This window comes from Clostridium sp. MCC353 (assembly GCF_018785315.1).
In the GTDB taxonomy this organism is placed as follows: Bacteria; Bacillota; Clostridia; order Lachnospirales; family Lachnospiraceae; genus CHH4-2.
Genome location: NZ_WQPN01000134.1, coordinates 1 through 16799, shown reverse-complemented (window position 1 = coordinate 16799; position 16799 = coordinate 1). Strand labels below are relative to the sequence as shown.

The following is a 16799-nucleotide window of genomic DNA, read 5'->3' as shown; positions in this document are numbered from 1 at the left end:
ACTAACGGTTTCCAGATGGCTTTCATCCCCGAAGGATTCCCCTGGGCCCGCCCGCATCCAAACATCCAGTCCGTCCCCTCCTCCCGCTTTCCTGCTGGTGTTCCCTGGCTAAAGTAATTAAAAACAATTTAACATCAACCCTCAAGGCTTTTTCGAAAATGGCTTCACCCTTTAATATAAATCCCCACACCATTTAACATCAACCCTGAAGGCATTTTCAAAAATGCCTTGACGCTTTACTGTTAATCCCCACGTCAGTTACATAAAATATCTATACCATAATCTGCACAAAATACCAAACATCGTCTCAATCAAACGCTTCTTTTCTTCTTCTACGTCCCTTCTCCAAATCTTCATTTATCCCTTATCAGGCCAGTACACAGCCGTGAATCCTGGGAATGGGGACGGACGGGGGCGGAGAAACCGTTAGTGAAACTTAGGCTCCAGGGATGGAAAAAGACGGGCAGAAACTGAAAACCAAATCAGTTTCTGAGATGCCCACTGAACGGTAAAGTCCCATAAAGAGTTTACCGTGAATGGGCATCGCACCGTCTTTTTCCGTCCCTGGAGCCTTAGTTTCACTTACGGTTGGAAGCCGGTTTTCATCGCCAACGGATACCGCTCCGCCCGGTGCCAGCCATCCAAGCGGCCTCCGCCCCCGTCCGTCCCCATTCCCAGGATTCACGGCGTTACTTTCACCAATCAACTAAATAAAGATTCCCCACTCCCGCTAAAAAAGCGCCCCGGCTCCATATCGCTATGGCTCCGGGACGCTTATTATATTAATTATGCTGCACCTATACAGATTCTTCAGCCGCATCCTCCACAAAGGTTGTCTCATACTTTGCCAGGATTACGCCCTGAATCATGTCTCTCGTACTGGAATTGATCGGATGTGCAATGTCCCTGTACTCCCCATCAGCTGCCTTACGGCTGGGCATTGCGATAAACAAACCCTTCTCTCCTTCGATCACTTTGATATCATGAATAACAAATTCATTATCCAAAGTGATGGAAACGATTGCCTTCATCTTTCCTTCTTTTTCAATACGTCTTACTCTAACATCTGTAATTTGCATGTCAAAACCCCTTCCGTCTCTTCGCTTTTGCTTATAATGTATATCTCTCGTTCTTCTCCAAAACGATCTTAATATCATCTGGTGTACCAATATGTGTTGTATTGGCGCGAATGGTATCCCGGCTCTCCACAATACAGTTTTCGATCACCGTATTATCCCCAATATAAACATCATTTAATATAATCGAATTCTTGATCACACAGTTATTGCCCACATATGCCTTCTTAAAGAGAATGGAATTCTCCACCACACCGTTGACAATACTGCCGCTGGAAATCAAGCTGTTCTTAACGTTCGCACCGGGGTTGTATTTTGCCGGCGGAAGATCGTCGATCTTAGAATAGATCTCAGGATACTGTTTGAAGAAATAGTCTCTGACTTCCGGTTTCAAAAAGTCCATATTGGTTTTGTAATAAGAGTCTACGGAAGCGATATTGCTCCAATAGCCGTCCATCTTGTATGCATAAATTCTCTTTAAATTCTTATAGCGTACCAGAATATCCTTAACAAAGTCATATCTGTCTTCCGCAGCGCAGCGCTCGATCAGTTCGATCAGCTGGCGCCTTCTGATTACGTAAATACCACAGGAAATCGTATTGGAAGTTGCCACCATGGGCTTCTCTTCAAATTCTGTGATCCTTCCGTCATCATTGACCTTCACTACGCCGAAGCGGGTAACGTCTTCATCCTGAGGCATGGTCTTGCATACAACTGTAATATCAGCTTTCTTCTCAATATGATATTCCAGGACTTTGCCGTAATCCAGTTTATAGATTCCGTCTCCTGCTGCAATCACCACATATGGCTCATGGCTGCTTTTTAAGAAATTCAGGTTTTGATAAAGGGCATCTGCGGTTCCGCGGTACCAATCGCTGCTCTCTGCCGTAATCGTAGGGGTGAATACGAATAAACCGCCCTGCTTTCTGCCGAAATCCCACCATTTTGAAGAACTCAAATGGAGGTTTAAAGATCTTGAATTATACTGAGTGAATACAGCCACATTCTGAATATGGGAATTGGTCATATTGCTCAGCGCAAAATCTATGCTGCGGTAGCTGCCTGCGATAGGCATAGCGGATATTGCCCGCTTGTTGGATAATTCCCTCATCCGTTTGCTGTTGCCGCCTGCTAAAACAATACCGATTGCTCTCATCGTAAGCCACCTGCCTTTACTATGTAGTCTCCACTCGCAAGTAATCCGTCCGGATAATCCTCTGCGGACGTAACACCGGATATGGCGGTATTCTTACCTATTTTAACATTCTCCGGAATTACGGTATGCTCACCGACTGTCACCAGATCGAACTGGTATACCTTCGGATCATATTTGCTCGGCGCATACTCGCCTACGCCAAGCTGGGCTCCCGCCCCGATCGTAACATCCTCCGCAACGATGGATTTCTCCACAACTGCGCCGTCTCCGATCACGCTTCCGCGCATGATGATGGAATCCGTCACTACCGCGCCCTTTCCAATGGTGACACCTGCGCCGATTACGGAGTTCTTAACGGTTCCGTAAATCTCGGTGCCTTCGCCGATAATGCTTCTCTCCAGCTTCGCATCGGCTGAAACGTACTGCGGTGGGATAATATCACTCTTGGTATAGATTTTCCAGTATTCCTCATAAAGGTTAAATTCCGGAATAATATCTATTAACTCCATGTTCGCTTCCCAGTAAGAGCCGAGCGTGCCGACATCTTTCCAGTATCCGTTGTACTCATAAGCGAATATTCTCTGTCCTGCCCCATGGCAGTGAGGAATAATATGTTTTCCGAAGTCACAGCCGGGTTCTTCCGACATCTGGATCAGCGCGTCTCTCAGCACCGGCCAGCTGAATATGTAAATACCCATAGAAGCCAGGTTACTTCTGGGATTTGCAGGTTTTTCTTCAAATTCCGTTATGCGGTTATTATCATCGGTGATTACAATACCGAAACGGCTCGCTTCTTCAATCGGAACAGGCATCGCAGCAATGGTGATATCAGCGTTGTTAGCTTTGTGATATTCAAGCATAACTTCATAATCCATCTTATATATGTGATCACCGGACAAAATCAAAACATAATCCGGGTTGTATGTTTCCATATATTCAAGGTTCTGATAGATCGCATTCGCTGTTCCGGTGTACCAGTCGCTGCCTTTACTCCTTTCATACGGAGGCAGCACGGTAACTCCTCCCACATTACGATCCAGATCCCACGGAATGCCTATCCCGATATGGGTGTTTAAACGTAATGGCTGATATTGTGTTAATACTCCAACTGTATCCACTCCTGAGTTGATACAGTTGCTCAATGGAAAATCGATGATTCTGTATTTTCCTCCAAAGGAAACTGCCGGTTTTGCGACTTTCTGCGTCAAAACTCCCAGGCGGCTTCCCTGACCTCCCGCCAATAGCATGGCAATCATTTCTTTTTTAATCACGTTATCACCTCTTGCTGTTGTATTTTATAGTACTTGCATTATAACACAAATTTTAGAAATAGTGAACAAATTTTTTAGTTATTTTTCATCTTTTTGGTACATTTTCCGACACTTTTGTTCATTTTGTGTTATTTTGTATTTTTTTGTCTATATATGGTACTTTCACTTCATTCTTCCTTTTAAATCGCAGATAAGGCCTTGAATCGCTAAGAAAAATAAAGTATACTTAGCTATAAGTATGCATTTTTAAATTGTAAATAGAAGGAGAAGCTGTTATGAAACTGATTACTGTTAGAGAAATATATAAGGACCGCGATTCCTACCTCAATAAAGAGGTTTCCATCGGCGGCTGGGTAAGGAGCATCCGCGATTCCAAGGCATTTGGATTTATCGTTGTAAGCGACGGCTCCTATTTTGAAACACTTCAGGTCGTTTACCATGATACCATGTCAAATTTCGACGAAATATCCAAATTAAATGTAGGAGCCGCCATCATTGTAAAGGGAACCTTAGTCGCTACCCCTCAGGCAAAGCAGCCGTTTGAAATCCAGGCTGTTGAGATCGCAGTGGAAGGCGCCTCCGCTTCTGATTATCCTCTTCAGAAAAAGCGCCACAGTTTTGAATATCTGAGAACCATTTCCCATCTCCGCCCCAGAACAAACACGTTCCAGGCCGTATTCCGCGTCCGTTCCTTAATTGCATACGCAATTCACCAGTTCTTCCAGGAGCGGGATTTCGTTTATGTGCACACGCCCCTCATTACAGGCAGTGACTGCGAAGGCGCCGGTGAGATGTTCCAGGTTACAACCCTGGATTTAAACGATGTGCCCAGATGCGAAGACGGGTCTGTGGACTACTCCCAGGATTTCTTCAACAAACACACCAGCCTGACCGTGAGCGGCCAGTTAAACGGCGAAACTTACGCTATGGCGTTCCGCAACATCTATACCTTCGGACCCACCTTCCGCGCGGAAAATTCAAACACCACCAGACATGCGGCCGAGTTCTGGATGATCGAGCCTGAGATGGCATTTGCCGACCTTCAGGACAACATGGAACTGGCTGAAAGCATGTTAAAATATGTAATCCGCTATGTTTTGGAACACGCGCCGGAGGAGATGGCATTCTTCAACAGCTTTGTGGACAAGGGCCTGCTGGACCGTTTAAACAGCGTGGCTAATTCCGAATTCGGACATGTTACCTACACCGAAGCCGTTGATATCCTGATGAAGAATAACGATAATTTTGATTACAAAGTATTCTGGGGCTGCGATCTCCAGACGGAGCACGAGCGTTTCCTGACAGAAGAAATTTTCAAAAAACCGGTATTTGTAACCGACTATCCAAAGGAAATCAAAGCCTTCTATATGAAGATGAACCCGGACGGCAAAACCGTGGCCGCTATGGACTGCCTGGTTCCCGGTATCGGCGAGATCATCGGAGGCAGCCAGAGGGAAGACAACTATGAACTTCTGGTCAGCCGTATGGAGGAACTGGGACTGGCCAAAGAGGATTATGATTTCTACCTGGATCTGCGCAAATACGGTTCCGCACGCCATTCCGGATTCGGGCTGGGATTTGAACGCTGCGTGATGTACCTGACCGGTATGTCCAACATCCGCGATGTCATCCCATTCCCAAGAACAGTAAACAATTGTGAGCTTTAAGTTTACCATAAAATTGTTTTTGACTTTCATGGTAATTTGTGCCACACAGGAGGTACTATATGAAGTTTATCCACATCGCTGATGTCCATTGGGGCATGACGCCTGACAGTGACAAGCCCTGGTGCAAAGAACGGGCTCAGGCCATTAAGGATACATTTTCAAACGTCATACAAAAGACAAAAGAACTGGACGTTGACTGCCTGTTTATCGCCGGCGATTTATTTCACCGCCAGCCGTTGGCACGTGATTTAAAAGAACTCAATTATCTTTTTTCAACCATACCAAGCGTGCGCGTGGTTATCATTGCCGGTAACCACGACCGCATACGCAGGAGTTCTGCTCTCTACAGCTTTACCTGGAGTTCCAATGTCACATTTTTAATGGACGAGGAATTTACCAGCGTATATTTTGAAGATATTAATACGGAAGTTTACGGATTCAGCTACCATTCGGCTGAGATCCGTGAAAACCGTCTCAGCTCCCTGGAAGTGGGGGAGAACAGCCGCATTAAGATCCTTTTGGCCCACGGAGGGGACGCCGCCCACCTGCCTTTTGACCGGCAGGCCATGGCATTTTCCAACTTCTCCTATATCGCCCTGGGCCATATCCACAAACCGGAAATCATCCTGGAAAACAAGATGGCCTATTCCGGTTCCCTGGAACCTTTGGACAAAACGGAAACTGGCCGCCACGGCATGATCGTGGGCGATATCAATTTCATGACGCGCAAGGTTACATCCCTCACCTTCGTGCCCATGGCCAGGCTTCAGTACATCCCTCTGGTGGTCAATATCACACCGAATACCACCAACGCGGAGCTTTCCTCACGCATCACCCAGGAAGTGCAGAAACGGGGGCTGGAACACATTTACCGTTTCCGCATCCGGGGAATGAGGGACCCCGACGCGGAATTTGATCTGGACTTTCTTTCCTCCCGGTTCCGGATTGCCGAAATTATTGATGAATCCGAACCTCAGTATGATTTCAGCGCTTTATTTGCAGAACACTCCAGCGATATGATCGGGTTTTATATCCAGGCCCTTCAAAAGCAGAATATGAGCCCGGTTGAGAAAAAGGCCTTGTATTATGGTATCAATGCCCTGCTGCACACCACGGACGAGAGGAGCTGACACGATGAAATTATTGGATTTACATATTGACGGCTTTGGCAAATTTCATAATCTCTCCATCTCATTTAAAGACGGCCTGAATGTGGTCTATGGTAAAAATGAGGCCGGAAAATCCACATTGCATACCTTTATCCGCGGTATGCTTTTTGGCATTGAGCGGGCCAGAGGGCGGGCCTCCAAAAATGACACCTACACCAAATTTGAGCCCTGGGAAAACAGCGGGACTTACGAAGGCCACCTAAGGCTGGAACATGAGGGGACCGTATACAGAATTGAACGGAGCTTTCAGAAGAACAACAAAGACTTAACCATTGTCAATGAAACCCTGGGAAAAGAAGTGGAGCCCACAAAGGCGCTGATGGACGAGCTGTTAAACGGCCTCAGCGAAACAGCCTACAACAACACCATCAGCATCGGCCAGTTAAAAAGCGCCACCGACGGCGGGATGGTCTCTGAATTAAAGAATTATATTGCAAACTTAAACACTTCCGGAAATATGGCGTTAAACATCACAAAAGCCAGCGCATTCTTAAAGGATCAGAGAAAGTCCCTGGCTTCCCAGATGGTTCCCGAAGCCGCCCGTTCCTACGCGTCGGTCCTTGGGGAAATCCGGAATATTGAAAAAGAAATCTCAGCGCCGGAATATGAGAACCAGCTTCCGGCCTTTCAAAAGATGAAAAATGAAGTCCAGGAACTGATTGCCAGCAAGCAGGGCGAAAAGGAAGAGCTCCTCCAGAAAATCGCCAGGGGGAAACAGGTTCTTGCCACCCACCAGTTTACGGACTGCGAATCCATTGACGCTTATGGGGCCAACACGGAAAACATCTACCGGAATTATCTGGAGGCCGAAAAAAAGACCGGCAGCAAATCCAGAAAAGTGATCAATGGGGCCGCCGTACTGCTGGGCATCCTCTTCCTCGCTCTGGGCGGATATCTGTTTGCCACAGGAAATGCCAACTTCCTCACGTCATCATTTGGCATACCATATGCGCCGGTCAGCGCGGCCAGCCTGATGGCGGCGGCCGTATTGTTTATCTGCCGGGCCATATTGTTCATGCGGGACAAGCATTACCAAAAGGATCTGACGCTGTACTCCACCCTGCTTCAGGAAATCTATTCCCGGCATTTAGGGGATTCTTCCATCACAGAGGAAGCCATGAACGTGTTTAAGGAGCGGATGGCGGAGTTTAAGCGGCTTTATGAAGCGGTTCTGAAATCGGAAGAAGCAGTGGCCAAACTCACCAATGACATCTCGGAACTTCAGCAGAAACAGACTTCCTGCAGCCAGTTTATCGAACAGCAGCAGAGATGCCAATGGGAACTTGAGAAAAAGCTGGAACATTTAACAAGCTGCAAAAACCAGGCGGCTACTTTAAAGCATGTATTAGAGGAAAATGAACGGCTCCAGCAGGAGCTTTCCGCCATCGACCTGGCCCAGGAAACCATGACGGAACTTTCCACCAGCATCCGGGATTCCTTCGGCCTGTATCTGAACAAAACAGCTTCGGAACTGATTGACGGCATCACGGGCGGCATCTATAACAGCATGAGCATTGACGAAAACCTGAACGTGTTTATGAACACCAAAACACGGCTGGTTCCCATCGAACAGGTCAGCAGCGGAACCATGGACCAGATCTATCTGGCCCTGCGCCTGGCTGCCGCCAAATTGATTCAAAACGGCCGGATAGAGATGCCTTTGATCTTCGACGATAGTTTTGTCCTATACGACGACGAACGCCTCAGAACAGCCTTAAAATGGCTTGTGAGCGCATATCAGGGACAGATCATCATGTTCACCTGCCATCAGCGGGAGGCCCAGATGATGACGGCAAACCAAATCCCATATCATTTAATTAAACTTTGAGGTTAAAGCTTATCATGGAATATATACAAGGTCTGACCATGGGGCTGGCTTATGTGGCTCCCATCGGCATGCAGAATTTATTCATCATTAATACAGCGCTGGAACGCGATCATAAGCGTTCCGCGCTGACTGCATTTATAGTCATCTTTTTTGATATTACGCTGGCATTTGCCTGTTATTTTGGAATCGGCGCTGTGATTGAGCATGTGAAATGGCTGGAAATGGTCATTCTGCTGGCCGGCAGCCTGATCGTCACCTGGATCGGAATCGGCCTGTTAAAAGCAAAATCTTCGCTGGAAACCTCTGCCGGAAGGGAAATGACCGTGAGAAAAATTATCGTTTCGGCTTGTGTTGTCACCTGGTTTAATCCTCAGGCGATCATCGACGGAACCATGATGCTGGGCGCCTTCCGGGTGAGCCAGACAGCCGCCGGAGGAGGACTGTCCTTCATTCTGGGCGTGGCCTCGGCCTCCTGTCTCTGGTTCTCAGGCTTAACCCTGTTTGTCACCCTGTTCAGCCATAAGCTGAACGACCGCATTCTGCGGGCCATCAATGTGATCTGCGGATGTGTTATCATCTTTTACGGCTTAAAGCTGCTTCTCACATTTCTACAGGCCCTCAGTTAGCCTCTTCCGCCCCCATGGGGTAACCATGATGGAGCAGGCAGTTATTCTGCCCGCCAGGGACCCGTTTATAAAAACAACTGCAGATGCGCTCCGCAATGCAGTCAATGTTTTCCATGGACGCATCCGATACCATGGTCAGAAACTGGCAGCTGCTGTACTGGGTGTATACATCCCCTGCCCGCAGGCAGTTCTGAATTATCTCAGACAAGATTTCCATCTGGGCCTCACGGACTGCAAATCTGGGGAAATGGTTCTCCCCGTCGGTGATGGTAAACAGTATGATACAGGCATTCCCTTTGGTCCTTCTCAGCCTGCGCTCCGTAAAGCAGTAAATGCTCTTAAACACTTCATAATCCTGGCAGAACGCCCCTTGTGTCTGGTTATTTTTCCGCAGTTCGGCCGAGATGAGCCTCATATCAATATCCATTCCCGGAATCTGTGCCTTCACCGATCCGCTGCCGGCCACATCCATCAGTTTTTTCCTTTTCTTTTCCCCAATCATGATCTGATCCGCCCTGTCAAACATGGAAAGGTAATCGTCCCCTTCCTGATAAACGGTTCCGCCCATGGTTAAGGAAACATTCTTATAAGAAGAACTGCTGCTGAAACGTTTTTTGATCTGGGCGCACCGCTCCTCCGCAAAGTCCATATCCTGTTTTACCGGAATAAAGACAACGAATTCATCGCCGCCCACCCGGCCGATGATGTCATTTTTAAAAAACATCATCTTCAAAAGCCGGGCCAGGTCTTTTAAGAACTGGTCGCCTACAATATGGCCGAACATGTCGTTGATTTCCTTGAAACGGTCCACATCCAGAACCAGCATAACGCCGTTTTTCTCCTTATCAATCAGTTCATTAACCTTATTTTCCACCGCTCCCCTGTTATATACACCGGTCAGCCAGTCAGTCTCCGCCAGTTTATTCAAGCGCCGGTTTTCCTTTTGAAGTTCTTCCATGTCATCCTCTATGCGAAGCCCCTTATATCCCATACTTAACGCCCTCCGTAAAATGTATCTATCGTAAAAACCATTTTCCAGTTGTGAATATTTCTCCTATTTTTATGATATCATATAAGGCAAAATAAAATCAACAAGGTTGAGTAAAACTATTATTTTGACATTTTCGTAATTTTGCATCAAATTTTTTAATATTTCCATAAAAATATGCCGCTGTACTGCCGGCAATAAGACGGGGCCTCCATCTTCTGCCGGGCGTACAGCGGCACACTGTATGTTTCCTGTTATTTTATTTACTTCTGTAAGCGGCCAACAGCTTGTTAATGCGGTTGGTAGGATTCAGCAGTTCGCTCAGAGATGCGTCATGGTTCAGGTTATCGATAATCAATGCGATATATTTGCTCATATCCACATCGATATAATATGGTCTGGATAAAAGCTCCGGCGTCTGGTATACCAGGTTTGTGGTGAGTATGCGGTCGATGACGCCGTTCTCATAATATTCGTCGAACTTGGTAAGCCCGTTGGTAAACAGGCCGAAGGTGGAGCAGATAAAGACTTTTCTGGCCTTTCTTCTCTTCAGCTCTTTTGCAACATCCTGCATGCTTTCACCGGAAGAAATCATATCATCGATGATGAGCACGTCCTTGCCTTCCACGCTTGAACCCAGGAATTCATGGGCTACGATCGGATTGCGTCCGTTGATGATCTGTGTGTAATCACGGCGTTTGTAGAACATGCCCATATCCAGCCCTAAAACGTTTGCAAAGTATACGGCGCGTGACATGCCGCCTTCATCCGGGCTGATTACCATCATGTGGTCGCTGTCGATCTGCAGGTCGGTTTCATGCTTTAACAGATGCTTGATGAACTGGTAAATCGGCTGTACCGTCTCAAATCCCTTTAACGGAATCGCATTCTGGACACGGGGGTCATGGGCGTCAAATGTGATGATGTTCTCAACTCCCATATTGGTCAGTTCCTGAAGCCCCAGCGCGCAGTCTAAGGATTCCCTTCCTGAACGCTTATGCTGTCTGCTTTCATACAAAAATGGCATAATAACGTTAATTCTTCTGGCTTTGCCTGCCGCAGCCGCGATCAGACGTTTTAAATCCTGAAAATGGTCGTCCGGAGACATATGGTTGGTCATTCCGCAGAGGGAATAGGTCAGGCTGTAATTACATACATCCACCATAAAATACAGGTCGTCACCGCGGATAGACTGTTCAATGGAACCTTTCGCTTCACCTGAACCGAATCTGGGTGTCTTAGCATCGATAATATAAGAATCTCTCTGATAGCCGGAAAATGCTATCGTTGATTTGTGCTCACTTTCACGTTCATGTCTCCATTCCACCAGGTAGTTATTTACTTTTTCCCCTAATTGCGAACAGCTCTTCAATGGAATAAGTCCCAGAGGTCCTACCGGAATCGTCTCAATGGTTTTCTCTTCGTAAATCATCTTTGGCTCCTATCTGCGTGCATCTATGCACATCTCCATTCGTTTTTGTTACACGTACTAAAGCAACGTATCTTTTATATCATTATGCGCTGAAATAGTCAAGATATCAATATTTTTTTGTTCTGATATCGCCGCCGTAAAGCGGTGTTATCATGTATTCACTGATAATTCTGGAGGAAACCCGCTCCGTATAGCGGTCCCTGATCCCCTCCATGTCCAGGTTGGTGGAAATGATTGTCCCGTTCTTGCGCATCAGCCGCTCGTTAATGCAGTAGAAGAACTGGGAAGACACAAAGCTGTTGTTCAGCTCCGTACCCAGATCGTCAATGATTAAAAGGTCGCAGTCCAGAATGTGCTGATACATATCCTTCATCTCTTCCTCTGTGGTCCGCTCAAATGTGTTCTGGGCGAATATATGGAACAGGTCGGTCGAGGATAAATAGATCACGGAAAAATACCGGTCGATCAGGTCTTTTGCAATGCAGTTGGTGAGAAATGTCTTTCCAACCCCGGTATCTCCCTGGAACAGAATGTTTCCCTTTTTGACGCCAAACTGTTCCACATACTTATGGCAGATTTGTTTTACCTGCATCATGTAATCATAAACCGATATTCCAAGCCCGGGCACCATCTGGTTCCGGTCAAAAAAGCGGTCGGAAAAGGTTTGGAAGTTTTCCTTTTTCATCAGCTGTTCCAGATTCGACTGGGCATAGAGAAGCTTGATTTCTTCCTTGCGGAAACAGTGGCATTTCTTCCCTTCGTGGTATCCGGTGTCCTCACAGTCTTTGCAGTCATACTGCATCTCCATATAATCTTCCGGGTATCCAAAGGACTTTAAAAGCACGCGTTTCTGTTCCCGCAGGTCTTCTAACTCCGCTTTCAGCCGCCTGCCCGCCTCGCTGTCTCCGTCCAGCAGGCATTTCGCCCGTTCTACAGCCTTGCTTGTGATCAAGGATTCCAATTCACGGATCACCGGATGTTTGGTGTGAACCTCGTTAATCCGCTTGTCCTGTTCATGTTTATTCTGAAACTGTTTCTGGTTGTAAATGCGCATGACCGCATTATACTGAGAATTGCTTAGTCCCATAGCTCTCTCCTCACTGCTGCTGGTTCGCCTGCTCATTCAGGCGTTCCTTCAATCGTTCCATCACCAGGGCGTTGTAGTCCGTATCCCTCTGTTTGAAGTTATGAAACTGGTTTTTATCGGTCCTGGACGACGTCTGCCATCTCCTGCCCTCTTCATTCTTCTGCTGCCGTTCCCCTTCCCGGGCCTGATCCAGTTTTTTCACATCATCCAGGTTTCTGACCCCGGCTTCCTTCCAGGATGCCAGAATCTTATCAGCGTATTCAAAGCTGGGCTGGTGAAGGGCCCTCATGGTGCGGTTGCAGGCCTCTGTTACCAACGTTGGGGAAAACATGTATGTATAAAACCATTTACGGATCAGATCGTGTTCCGACGCGCCGGGCTTTCTTCCGCTGAGGCCGAAGGCCTTCATCACGCCCGCGTAGCCTTTAACATAGAGCTCAGTCCCCTGTTTGGCCTGATCCACAGTTTTCACCCCGTTCTTATGCCAGTTAAGGGCCACTGCCTCCATGTAGCGGACCTCTCTGTGCTCCGCCTGTACGCAGGAAGCCACCAGGTGTACCAGCAGGTCGAACGACATCCCCAGCGCCTCATAGAGATAGGCAAATACTTCACAGTCCTTGTGGCTGAATATGGTTCCCGTGTATTTCTGCGCCACGTAAAGGAGCTGGGCAAATTCTTCATTATCCGTTAGTTTTGACAGTTGGTATGGGGAATAGGACGGCTTCTCCAAAACCGGCTGTTGTTCCGGTTCCTTTTCACACTCCAGTACGGCGAACTGCTCCGGTTCCACTGTGGCTGCATGTTCTTTTGCCGGAAGTTTCACCGGCGTCTTCGCCTGCGTTTTTACCAAAGGCTTTACCGATGGCTGTTCCGTCATTCTTCCAGCCCTGCCCGTGTCCGCATTCAGGACGTCAGCCCGTGATGCATTCAGTACATCAGCCCGTGATGCATCCGCCTGTAATGCATCCGCCGGTAATACATCCGGCTGTAGTGTATCCGGCTGTAATACTTCCGGCTTCAGCACGCCGGCCTTCGTCCAGTATGTGAGCGCACGTTTCACATCCGCCTCCGTATGGTTAAGATGATCCGCTATATCCGAGATATCCACATTCTCATCCTGATGCCGCAGCAAATACAGGTATACTTTAACGTACTCTCCATTCGCCGATATCATATACTGGTCAATAAACTCATTGGCCACCAACGTAGCCTTTATCCGTAAATTATCCATAAATCCTACTGACATAACATCACCCTCTCAATCTCTTTCAACATCATATCACATCCCCCGACAAAAGAAAATAGCCCCGAGTTGCCCACAATTTGATTGTGGATAATGTGGATAATGTGGATACCAAGGTTACATAACGGCGAAAATAATGGCGTTTTTTGTCGAACATCTCATAAAAACAAGGGTTTCAGGAATTGTTAGACATTATATTATGTTAATCAAGAAATCCACATAGCTTCTTAACATAAAATGTTGAAAACTATGTGGATAATGTGGATAACTATGCTCCTAACAGCTTTTCTCCCACTTTTACTATGTCTCCGGCCCCCATAGTTATCAACAAATCACCGTTAACACAATTTTTTAAAATAAATGTTTCGATTTCGTCGAAGGATGGGATATAGTGGGCATTTGTGCCTAATTTCCGTATTTTTTCTGCAATATCACCGGAACTCACTCCCAGATTATCGGTTTCCCTGGCCGCGTAAATATCGGCCAGAATCACTTCATCCGCCGCAGACAGGGCCTGCGCGAATTCATCCAAAAACGCCTTTGTCCGTGTATAAGTATGGGGCTGGAACACACACCACAGCTTCTTATGTGGATAATTCTTCGCTGCGGACAGGGTTGCCGCAATCTCCCTGGGATGATGCGCATAGTCATCGATGATAACCACGCCGCCGATCTCACCCTTCTTTTCAAATCTGCGGTTTGTGCCTGTAAATCTGCCAAGCCCCCTGACCACCGCATCCATGGGCAGGTCAAGTTCCAGGGCTGCAGCCACGGCCGCCAGCGCATTATACACATTATGTTCACCCGGCACGCCCAGCCGGATCCGTTCCGCCTTCCGGCCTTCTATGAGGAGGTCAAAGGAGGGGCAGGCCAATTCATCATATTGAATATCAGCCGCACTGTAAGTACTGTCCGCGCTTTTTCCACACGTCACCACACGGCAGGGCAGGCCATCCACAATTTCCCTGTAATTATCAATATCACTGCTGATAACCATCAGGCCGGAAGCCGGAAGTTTTCCCGCGAACTCCCGGAAAGAACTGCGGATATGGTGTATATCCTTAAAGAAGTCCAGGTGGTCTTCTTCTATATTTAATATTACTTCAATCGTCGGAAAAAATGACAGGAAACTATTGGTGTATTCGCAGGCCTCCGTAACAAACAGTTCCGGTCCGCCCACCCGGATATTTCCTCCGATGGAGTTTAAAATACCGCCGACGGATATGGTCGGATCTGCGTCCGCAGCCAGCAGGATCTCTGTGATCATGGAGGTGGTTGTGGTTTTTCCATGGGTTCCGGCCACGGCTACAGCCTGCTTATAATTCCTCATCATCTCACCCAAAAGCTCTGCGCGGCTGAGCATAGGAATCCCCCGGGCTGCCACTTCCATAAACTCCGGATTGTCTTTATGGATCGCAGCCGTATACACTACAACATCGATGCCATCATAGATATTTTCCGCTTTCTGGCCATAAAATACCTTTGCGCCCTTGGCCTCCAGGTGATCGGTCAGGTCTGATCTGCGGGCGTCGGAACCGGATACGGTAAATCCCTCATCCAGCAGGATTTCCGCCAGCCCGCTCATGCTGATGCCTCCAATTCCGATAAAATGAATCGTTTCCGGTTTATTAAAATCTATCTCATACATAATCTATTCCATCCCTTTTCCGTGAATCAGGCATTCACTTTTATTATTCATTTACTTTTACTTCTTTTTCCAGGCAAAGTCAATATACCTTCTTATATTATAGTAAAAATCAGTGAGAAAATCCACCTAAAGCTGATTGGCCTGCTATATTACAGCAGCAGCTCGTAATGGTTCAGATAGGTCTGCACATTTACCGCACAGACCGAACGAAAGCTTTTTATCTTATTTCACATGGGATAACTATCCGGCGCTTCTATTTAAATAATATTTTCTTATACCTTTCCAATGACAGCATCAGTAAATTGCCCAAAACGCCCACTGCCAGAACTTCCCCCATTCCCACGGTAACCATCAAATAAGGGATAATCTGTCCATTTCCATATGCAAAACGGAGAACCCAGGGGATGATCAGAACATTGGACAGAATGGGCGGTATACACACCGCCCACCGGACCCTTCTCAAAAGCCAGGAACCTACCGCCCCGATCAGCGTCGCCAGGCTCCCGAACACCACATCCAGAAACACGGCTCCTCCCAGAGCATTGGATAACAGGCAGCCGATAAATACCCCCGGAATAGCCGCCGGGGTAAAATAGGGAAGTATGCACAGGGCTTCGGAAATCCGAAACTGTACCGGCCCGAAACCAAGGGGAATAAACATTAAAGTTAATACAATATAAATGGCTGCTATCATAGCAGACTGGACTAAAAAGTAAGCTGTTTTCCGCTTTTTCATTTCTTTAAACCTCACATTCTGCCGCTTCATACGGCATTCAGTGAGATTATACCCCATCGCGGAGCCTTTGACCAGATCAAGACCAAATCTTTGACAGGGCGAGGGCAATAAACAGGCAGCCGCTGATCCAGGAAAGATCCCAGCCGCATCTGTCGGCCAGTTTCTTCCCCAGATACATGCCCCCGTACATCACCAGCACCCCCATTACAAACGCGGTCACAACTGTTAACCCCAGCGGAACCCTCATAAATGCCGCCAGAGTTCCGGCCACCAGGCTGTCAAGGGACATGGCCAGCGCCAAAAAAGCAGTCTCCTTCCAGGACAAGGACTGAGACCGGTCCCAGTCCGCCGCCATGGGATCACCGTAAATGCTGATGATCACTTGCAGGCCGGAAAAGGAAAAACTGATATCCTTTCGCAGTGCACAATGGGTGTTAATAAATTTTTTAATAAGAAAATCCAGAAGTTTTACCAGCCCCAGCAGCAAAAGGCTGGTGCAGCAGACCGCTTTTGTAAAGGTTTCCGGAATCAGATTATCAATTATACCTCCCACCGCCAAAGCCGCGCCAAGACAGCCGCTGCAGATTCCATTCATAAAAAACACTTTTTTCCATGTTATGTTAATTTTATTTGCACCATAAGCTATGCTGGCCACAAAGGTGTCCATACACAGGGCCAGAACCAAAATCAGAATTTGCAACATATTTTCATCTTTATTCTTTTTATTCTAATATATTCCTGAAATATGTAAATGCAACAGGGAGGGATAATTGGGATTTAATTGGTGAACGTTACGCAAGGAAGCGGGGAGACCGGATGGCGGGAAACCAGGCCGGGGACCGGGGCAGGGGAAACAAACGATACAGGGATCT

At 47.2% G+C, this 16799-nt stretch carries 15 protein-coding genes; 4 read left to right on the top strand and 11 right to left on the bottom strand.

The annotated features are described in order from the left end of the window. Window positions 1-436: 436 nt before the first annotated feature. The 4 genes from GPL15_RS21815 to GPL15_RS21800 form a co-directional block, all read right to left on the bottom strand. Window positions 437-685: a hypothetical protein gene (locus GPL15_RS21815; protein WP_215700790.1), complete on the bottom strand. Its 249-nt coding sequence runs from the start codon at window positions 683-685 to the stop codon at window positions 437-439. Window positions 686-797: 112 nt separating this feature from the next. Beyond that, the gene (spoVG, locus tag GPL15_RS21810) at window positions 798-1079 is read right to left on the bottom strand and encodes a septation regulator SpoVG (protein ID WP_103229099.1); all 282 of its coding nucleotides are present in this window, start codon (window positions 1077-1079) and stop codon (window positions 798-800) included. 31 nt (window positions 1080-1110) lie between these two features. After that, window positions 1111-2232, bottom strand: a complete 1122-nt coding sequence (glgD, locus tag GPL15_RS21805; RefSeq protein ID WP_215700789.1) for a glucose-1-phosphate adenylyltransferase subunit GlgD — start codon at window positions 2230-2232, stop codon at window positions 1111-1113. Beyond that, the gene (locus tag GPL15_RS21800; protein ID WP_215700788.1) at window positions 2229-3503 is read right to left on the bottom strand and encodes a glucose-1-phosphate adenylyltransferase; all 1275 of its coding nucleotides are present in this window, start codon (window positions 3501-3503) and stop codon (window positions 2229-2231) included. The genes glgD and GPL15_RS21800 overlap by 4 nt, the downstream gene beginning before the upstream one ends. A gap of 275 nt (window positions 3504-3778) precedes the next feature. Here GPL15_RS21800 and asnS point away from each other — a divergent pair, with 275 nt between their 5' ends. From asnS to GPL15_RS21780, 4 genes are read left to right on the top strand one after another with little or no spacing between them, the layout of a single operon-like run. Beyond that, entirely contained in the window at window positions 3779-5170 is a 1392-nt protein-coding gene (asnS, locus tag GPL15_RS21795; protein WP_215700787.1) for an asparagine--tRNA ligase, read from the top strand. Window positions 5171-5229: 59 nt separating this feature from the next. Beyond that, window positions 5230-6300 carry a DNA repair exonuclease gene (locus tag GPL15_RS21790; protein ID WP_215700786.1) on the top strand — a complete coding sequence of 357 codons (1071 nt, stop codon included), beginning with the start codon at window positions 5230-5232 and terminating at the stop codon, window positions 6298-6300. Window positions 6301-6304: 4 nt separating this feature from the next. After that, window positions 6305-8167 carry an AAA family ATPase gene (locus GPL15_RS21785; protein WP_215700785.1) on the top strand — a complete coding sequence of 621 codons (1863 nt, stop codon included), beginning with the start codon at window positions 6305-6307 and terminating at the stop codon, window positions 8165-8167. A 14-nt stretch (window positions 8168-8181) separates the two neighbouring features. Further along, on the top strand, window positions 8182-8793 hold the full coding sequence (locus tag GPL15_RS21780) for a LysE family transporter (RefSeq protein WP_252198557.1): 612 nt from the start codon (window positions 8182-8184) through the stop codon (window positions 8791-8793). Here the strand turns inward: GPL15_RS21780 and GPL15_RS21775 are convergent. The 7 genes from GPL15_RS21775 to GPL15_RS21745 all read right to left on the bottom strand — a co-directional run bounded on the left by GPL15_RS21775 (window position 8786) and on the right by GPL15_RS21745 (window position 16630). Further along, window positions 8786-9784 (bottom strand): GGDEF domain-containing protein, encoded by a 999-nt coding sequence (locus GPL15_RS21775; protein ID WP_215700784.1) that lies wholly within the window; start codon window positions 9782-9784, stop codon window positions 8786-8788. The genes GPL15_RS21780 and GPL15_RS21775 overlap by 8 nt on opposite strands. 256 nt (window positions 9785-10040) lie before the next feature. Next, complete coding sequence (locus GPL15_RS21770) at window positions 10041-11213, bottom strand: ribose-phosphate pyrophosphokinase (protein ID WP_215700783.1); 1173 nt, start codon at window positions 11211-11213, stop codon at window positions 10041-10043. Between the two features lie 106 nt (window positions 11214-11319). Next, window positions 11320-12300 carry an ATP-binding protein gene (locus tag GPL15_RS21765; protein WP_215700782.1) on the bottom strand — a complete coding sequence of 327 codons (981 nt, stop codon included), beginning with the start codon at window positions 12298-12300 and terminating at the stop codon, window positions 11320-11322. A 10-nt stretch (window positions 12301-12310) separates the two neighbouring features. After that, a complete protein-coding gene (locus GPL15_RS21760; RefSeq protein ID WP_215700781.1) occupies window positions 12311-13546 on the bottom strand; it encodes a DnaD domain protein in 1236 nt (411 codons plus the stop codon). Window positions 13547-13811: 265 nt separating this feature from the next. Next, the gene (gene murC, locus GPL15_RS21755) at window positions 13812-15191 is read right to left on the bottom strand and encodes a UDP-N-acetylmuramate--L-alanine ligase (RefSeq protein ID WP_215700780.1); all 1380 of its coding nucleotides are present in this window, start codon (window positions 15189-15191) and stop codon (window positions 13812-13814) included. A 253-nt stretch (window positions 15192-15444) separates the two neighbouring features. After that, window positions 15445-15927 carry a QueT transporter family protein gene (locus GPL15_RS21750; RefSeq protein WP_215700779.1) on the bottom strand — a complete coding sequence of 161 codons (483 nt, stop codon included), beginning with the start codon at window positions 15925-15927 and terminating at the stop codon, window positions 15445-15447. Window positions 15928-16003: 76 nt separating this feature from the next. Beyond that, window positions 16004-16630: a manganese efflux pump gene (locus GPL15_RS21745; protein WP_215700778.1), complete on the bottom strand. Its 627-nt coding sequence runs from the start codon at window positions 16628-16630 to the stop codon at window positions 16004-16006. Between the last annotated feature and the right edge of the window lie 169 nt (window positions 16631-16799).

Coding starts and splice junctions, on each gene's coding strand:
- GPL15_RS21785 (WP_215700785.1), top strand. CDS start 6,305: ATGAAATTATTGGATTTACATATTGACGGCTTTGGCAAATTTCATAAT.
- murC (WP_215700780.1), bottom strand. CDS start 15,191: ATGTATGAGATAGATTTTAATAAACCGGAAACGATTCATTTTATCGGA.
- GPL15_RS21790 (WP_215700786.1), top strand. CDS start 5,230: ATGAAGTTTATCCACATCGCTGATGTCCATTGGGGCATGACGCCTGAC.
- GPL15_RS21775 (WP_215700784.1), bottom strand. CDS start 9,784: ATGGGATATAAGGGGCTTCGCATAGAGGATGACATGGAAGAACTTCAA.
- GPL15_RS21750 (WP_215700779.1), bottom strand. CDS start 15,927: ATGAAAAAGCGGAAAACAGCTTACTTTTTAGTCCAGTCTGCTATGATA.
- GPL15_RS21780 (WP_252198557.1), top strand. CDS start 8,182: ATGGAATATATACAAGGTCTGACCATGGGGCTGGCTTATGTGGCTCCC.
- GPL15_RS21770 (WP_215700783.1), bottom strand. CDS start 11,213: ATGATTTACGAAGAGAAAACCATTGAGACGATTCCGGTAGGACCTCTG.
- GPL15_RS21745 (WP_215700778.1), bottom strand. CDS start 16,630: ATGTTGCAAATTCTGATTTTGGTTCTGGCCCTGTGTATGGACACCTTT.
- glgD (WP_215700789.1), bottom strand. CDS start 2,232: ATGAGAGCAATCGGTATTGTTTTAGCAGGCGGCAACAGCAAACGGATG.
- GPL15_RS21765 (WP_215700782.1), bottom strand. CDS start 12,300: ATGGGACTAAGCAATTCTCAGTATAATGCGGTCATGCGCATTTACAAC.
- asnS (WP_215700787.1), top strand. CDS start 3,779: ATGAAACTGATTACTGTTAGAGAAATATATAAGGACCGCGATTCCTAC.
- spoVG (WP_103229099.1), bottom strand. CDS start 1,079: ATGCAAATTACAGATGTTAGAGTAAGACGTATTGAAAAAGAAGGAAAG.
- GPL15_RS21760 (WP_215700781.1), bottom strand. CDS start 13,546: ATGTCAGTAGGATTTATGGATAATTTACGGATAAAGGCTACGTTGGTG.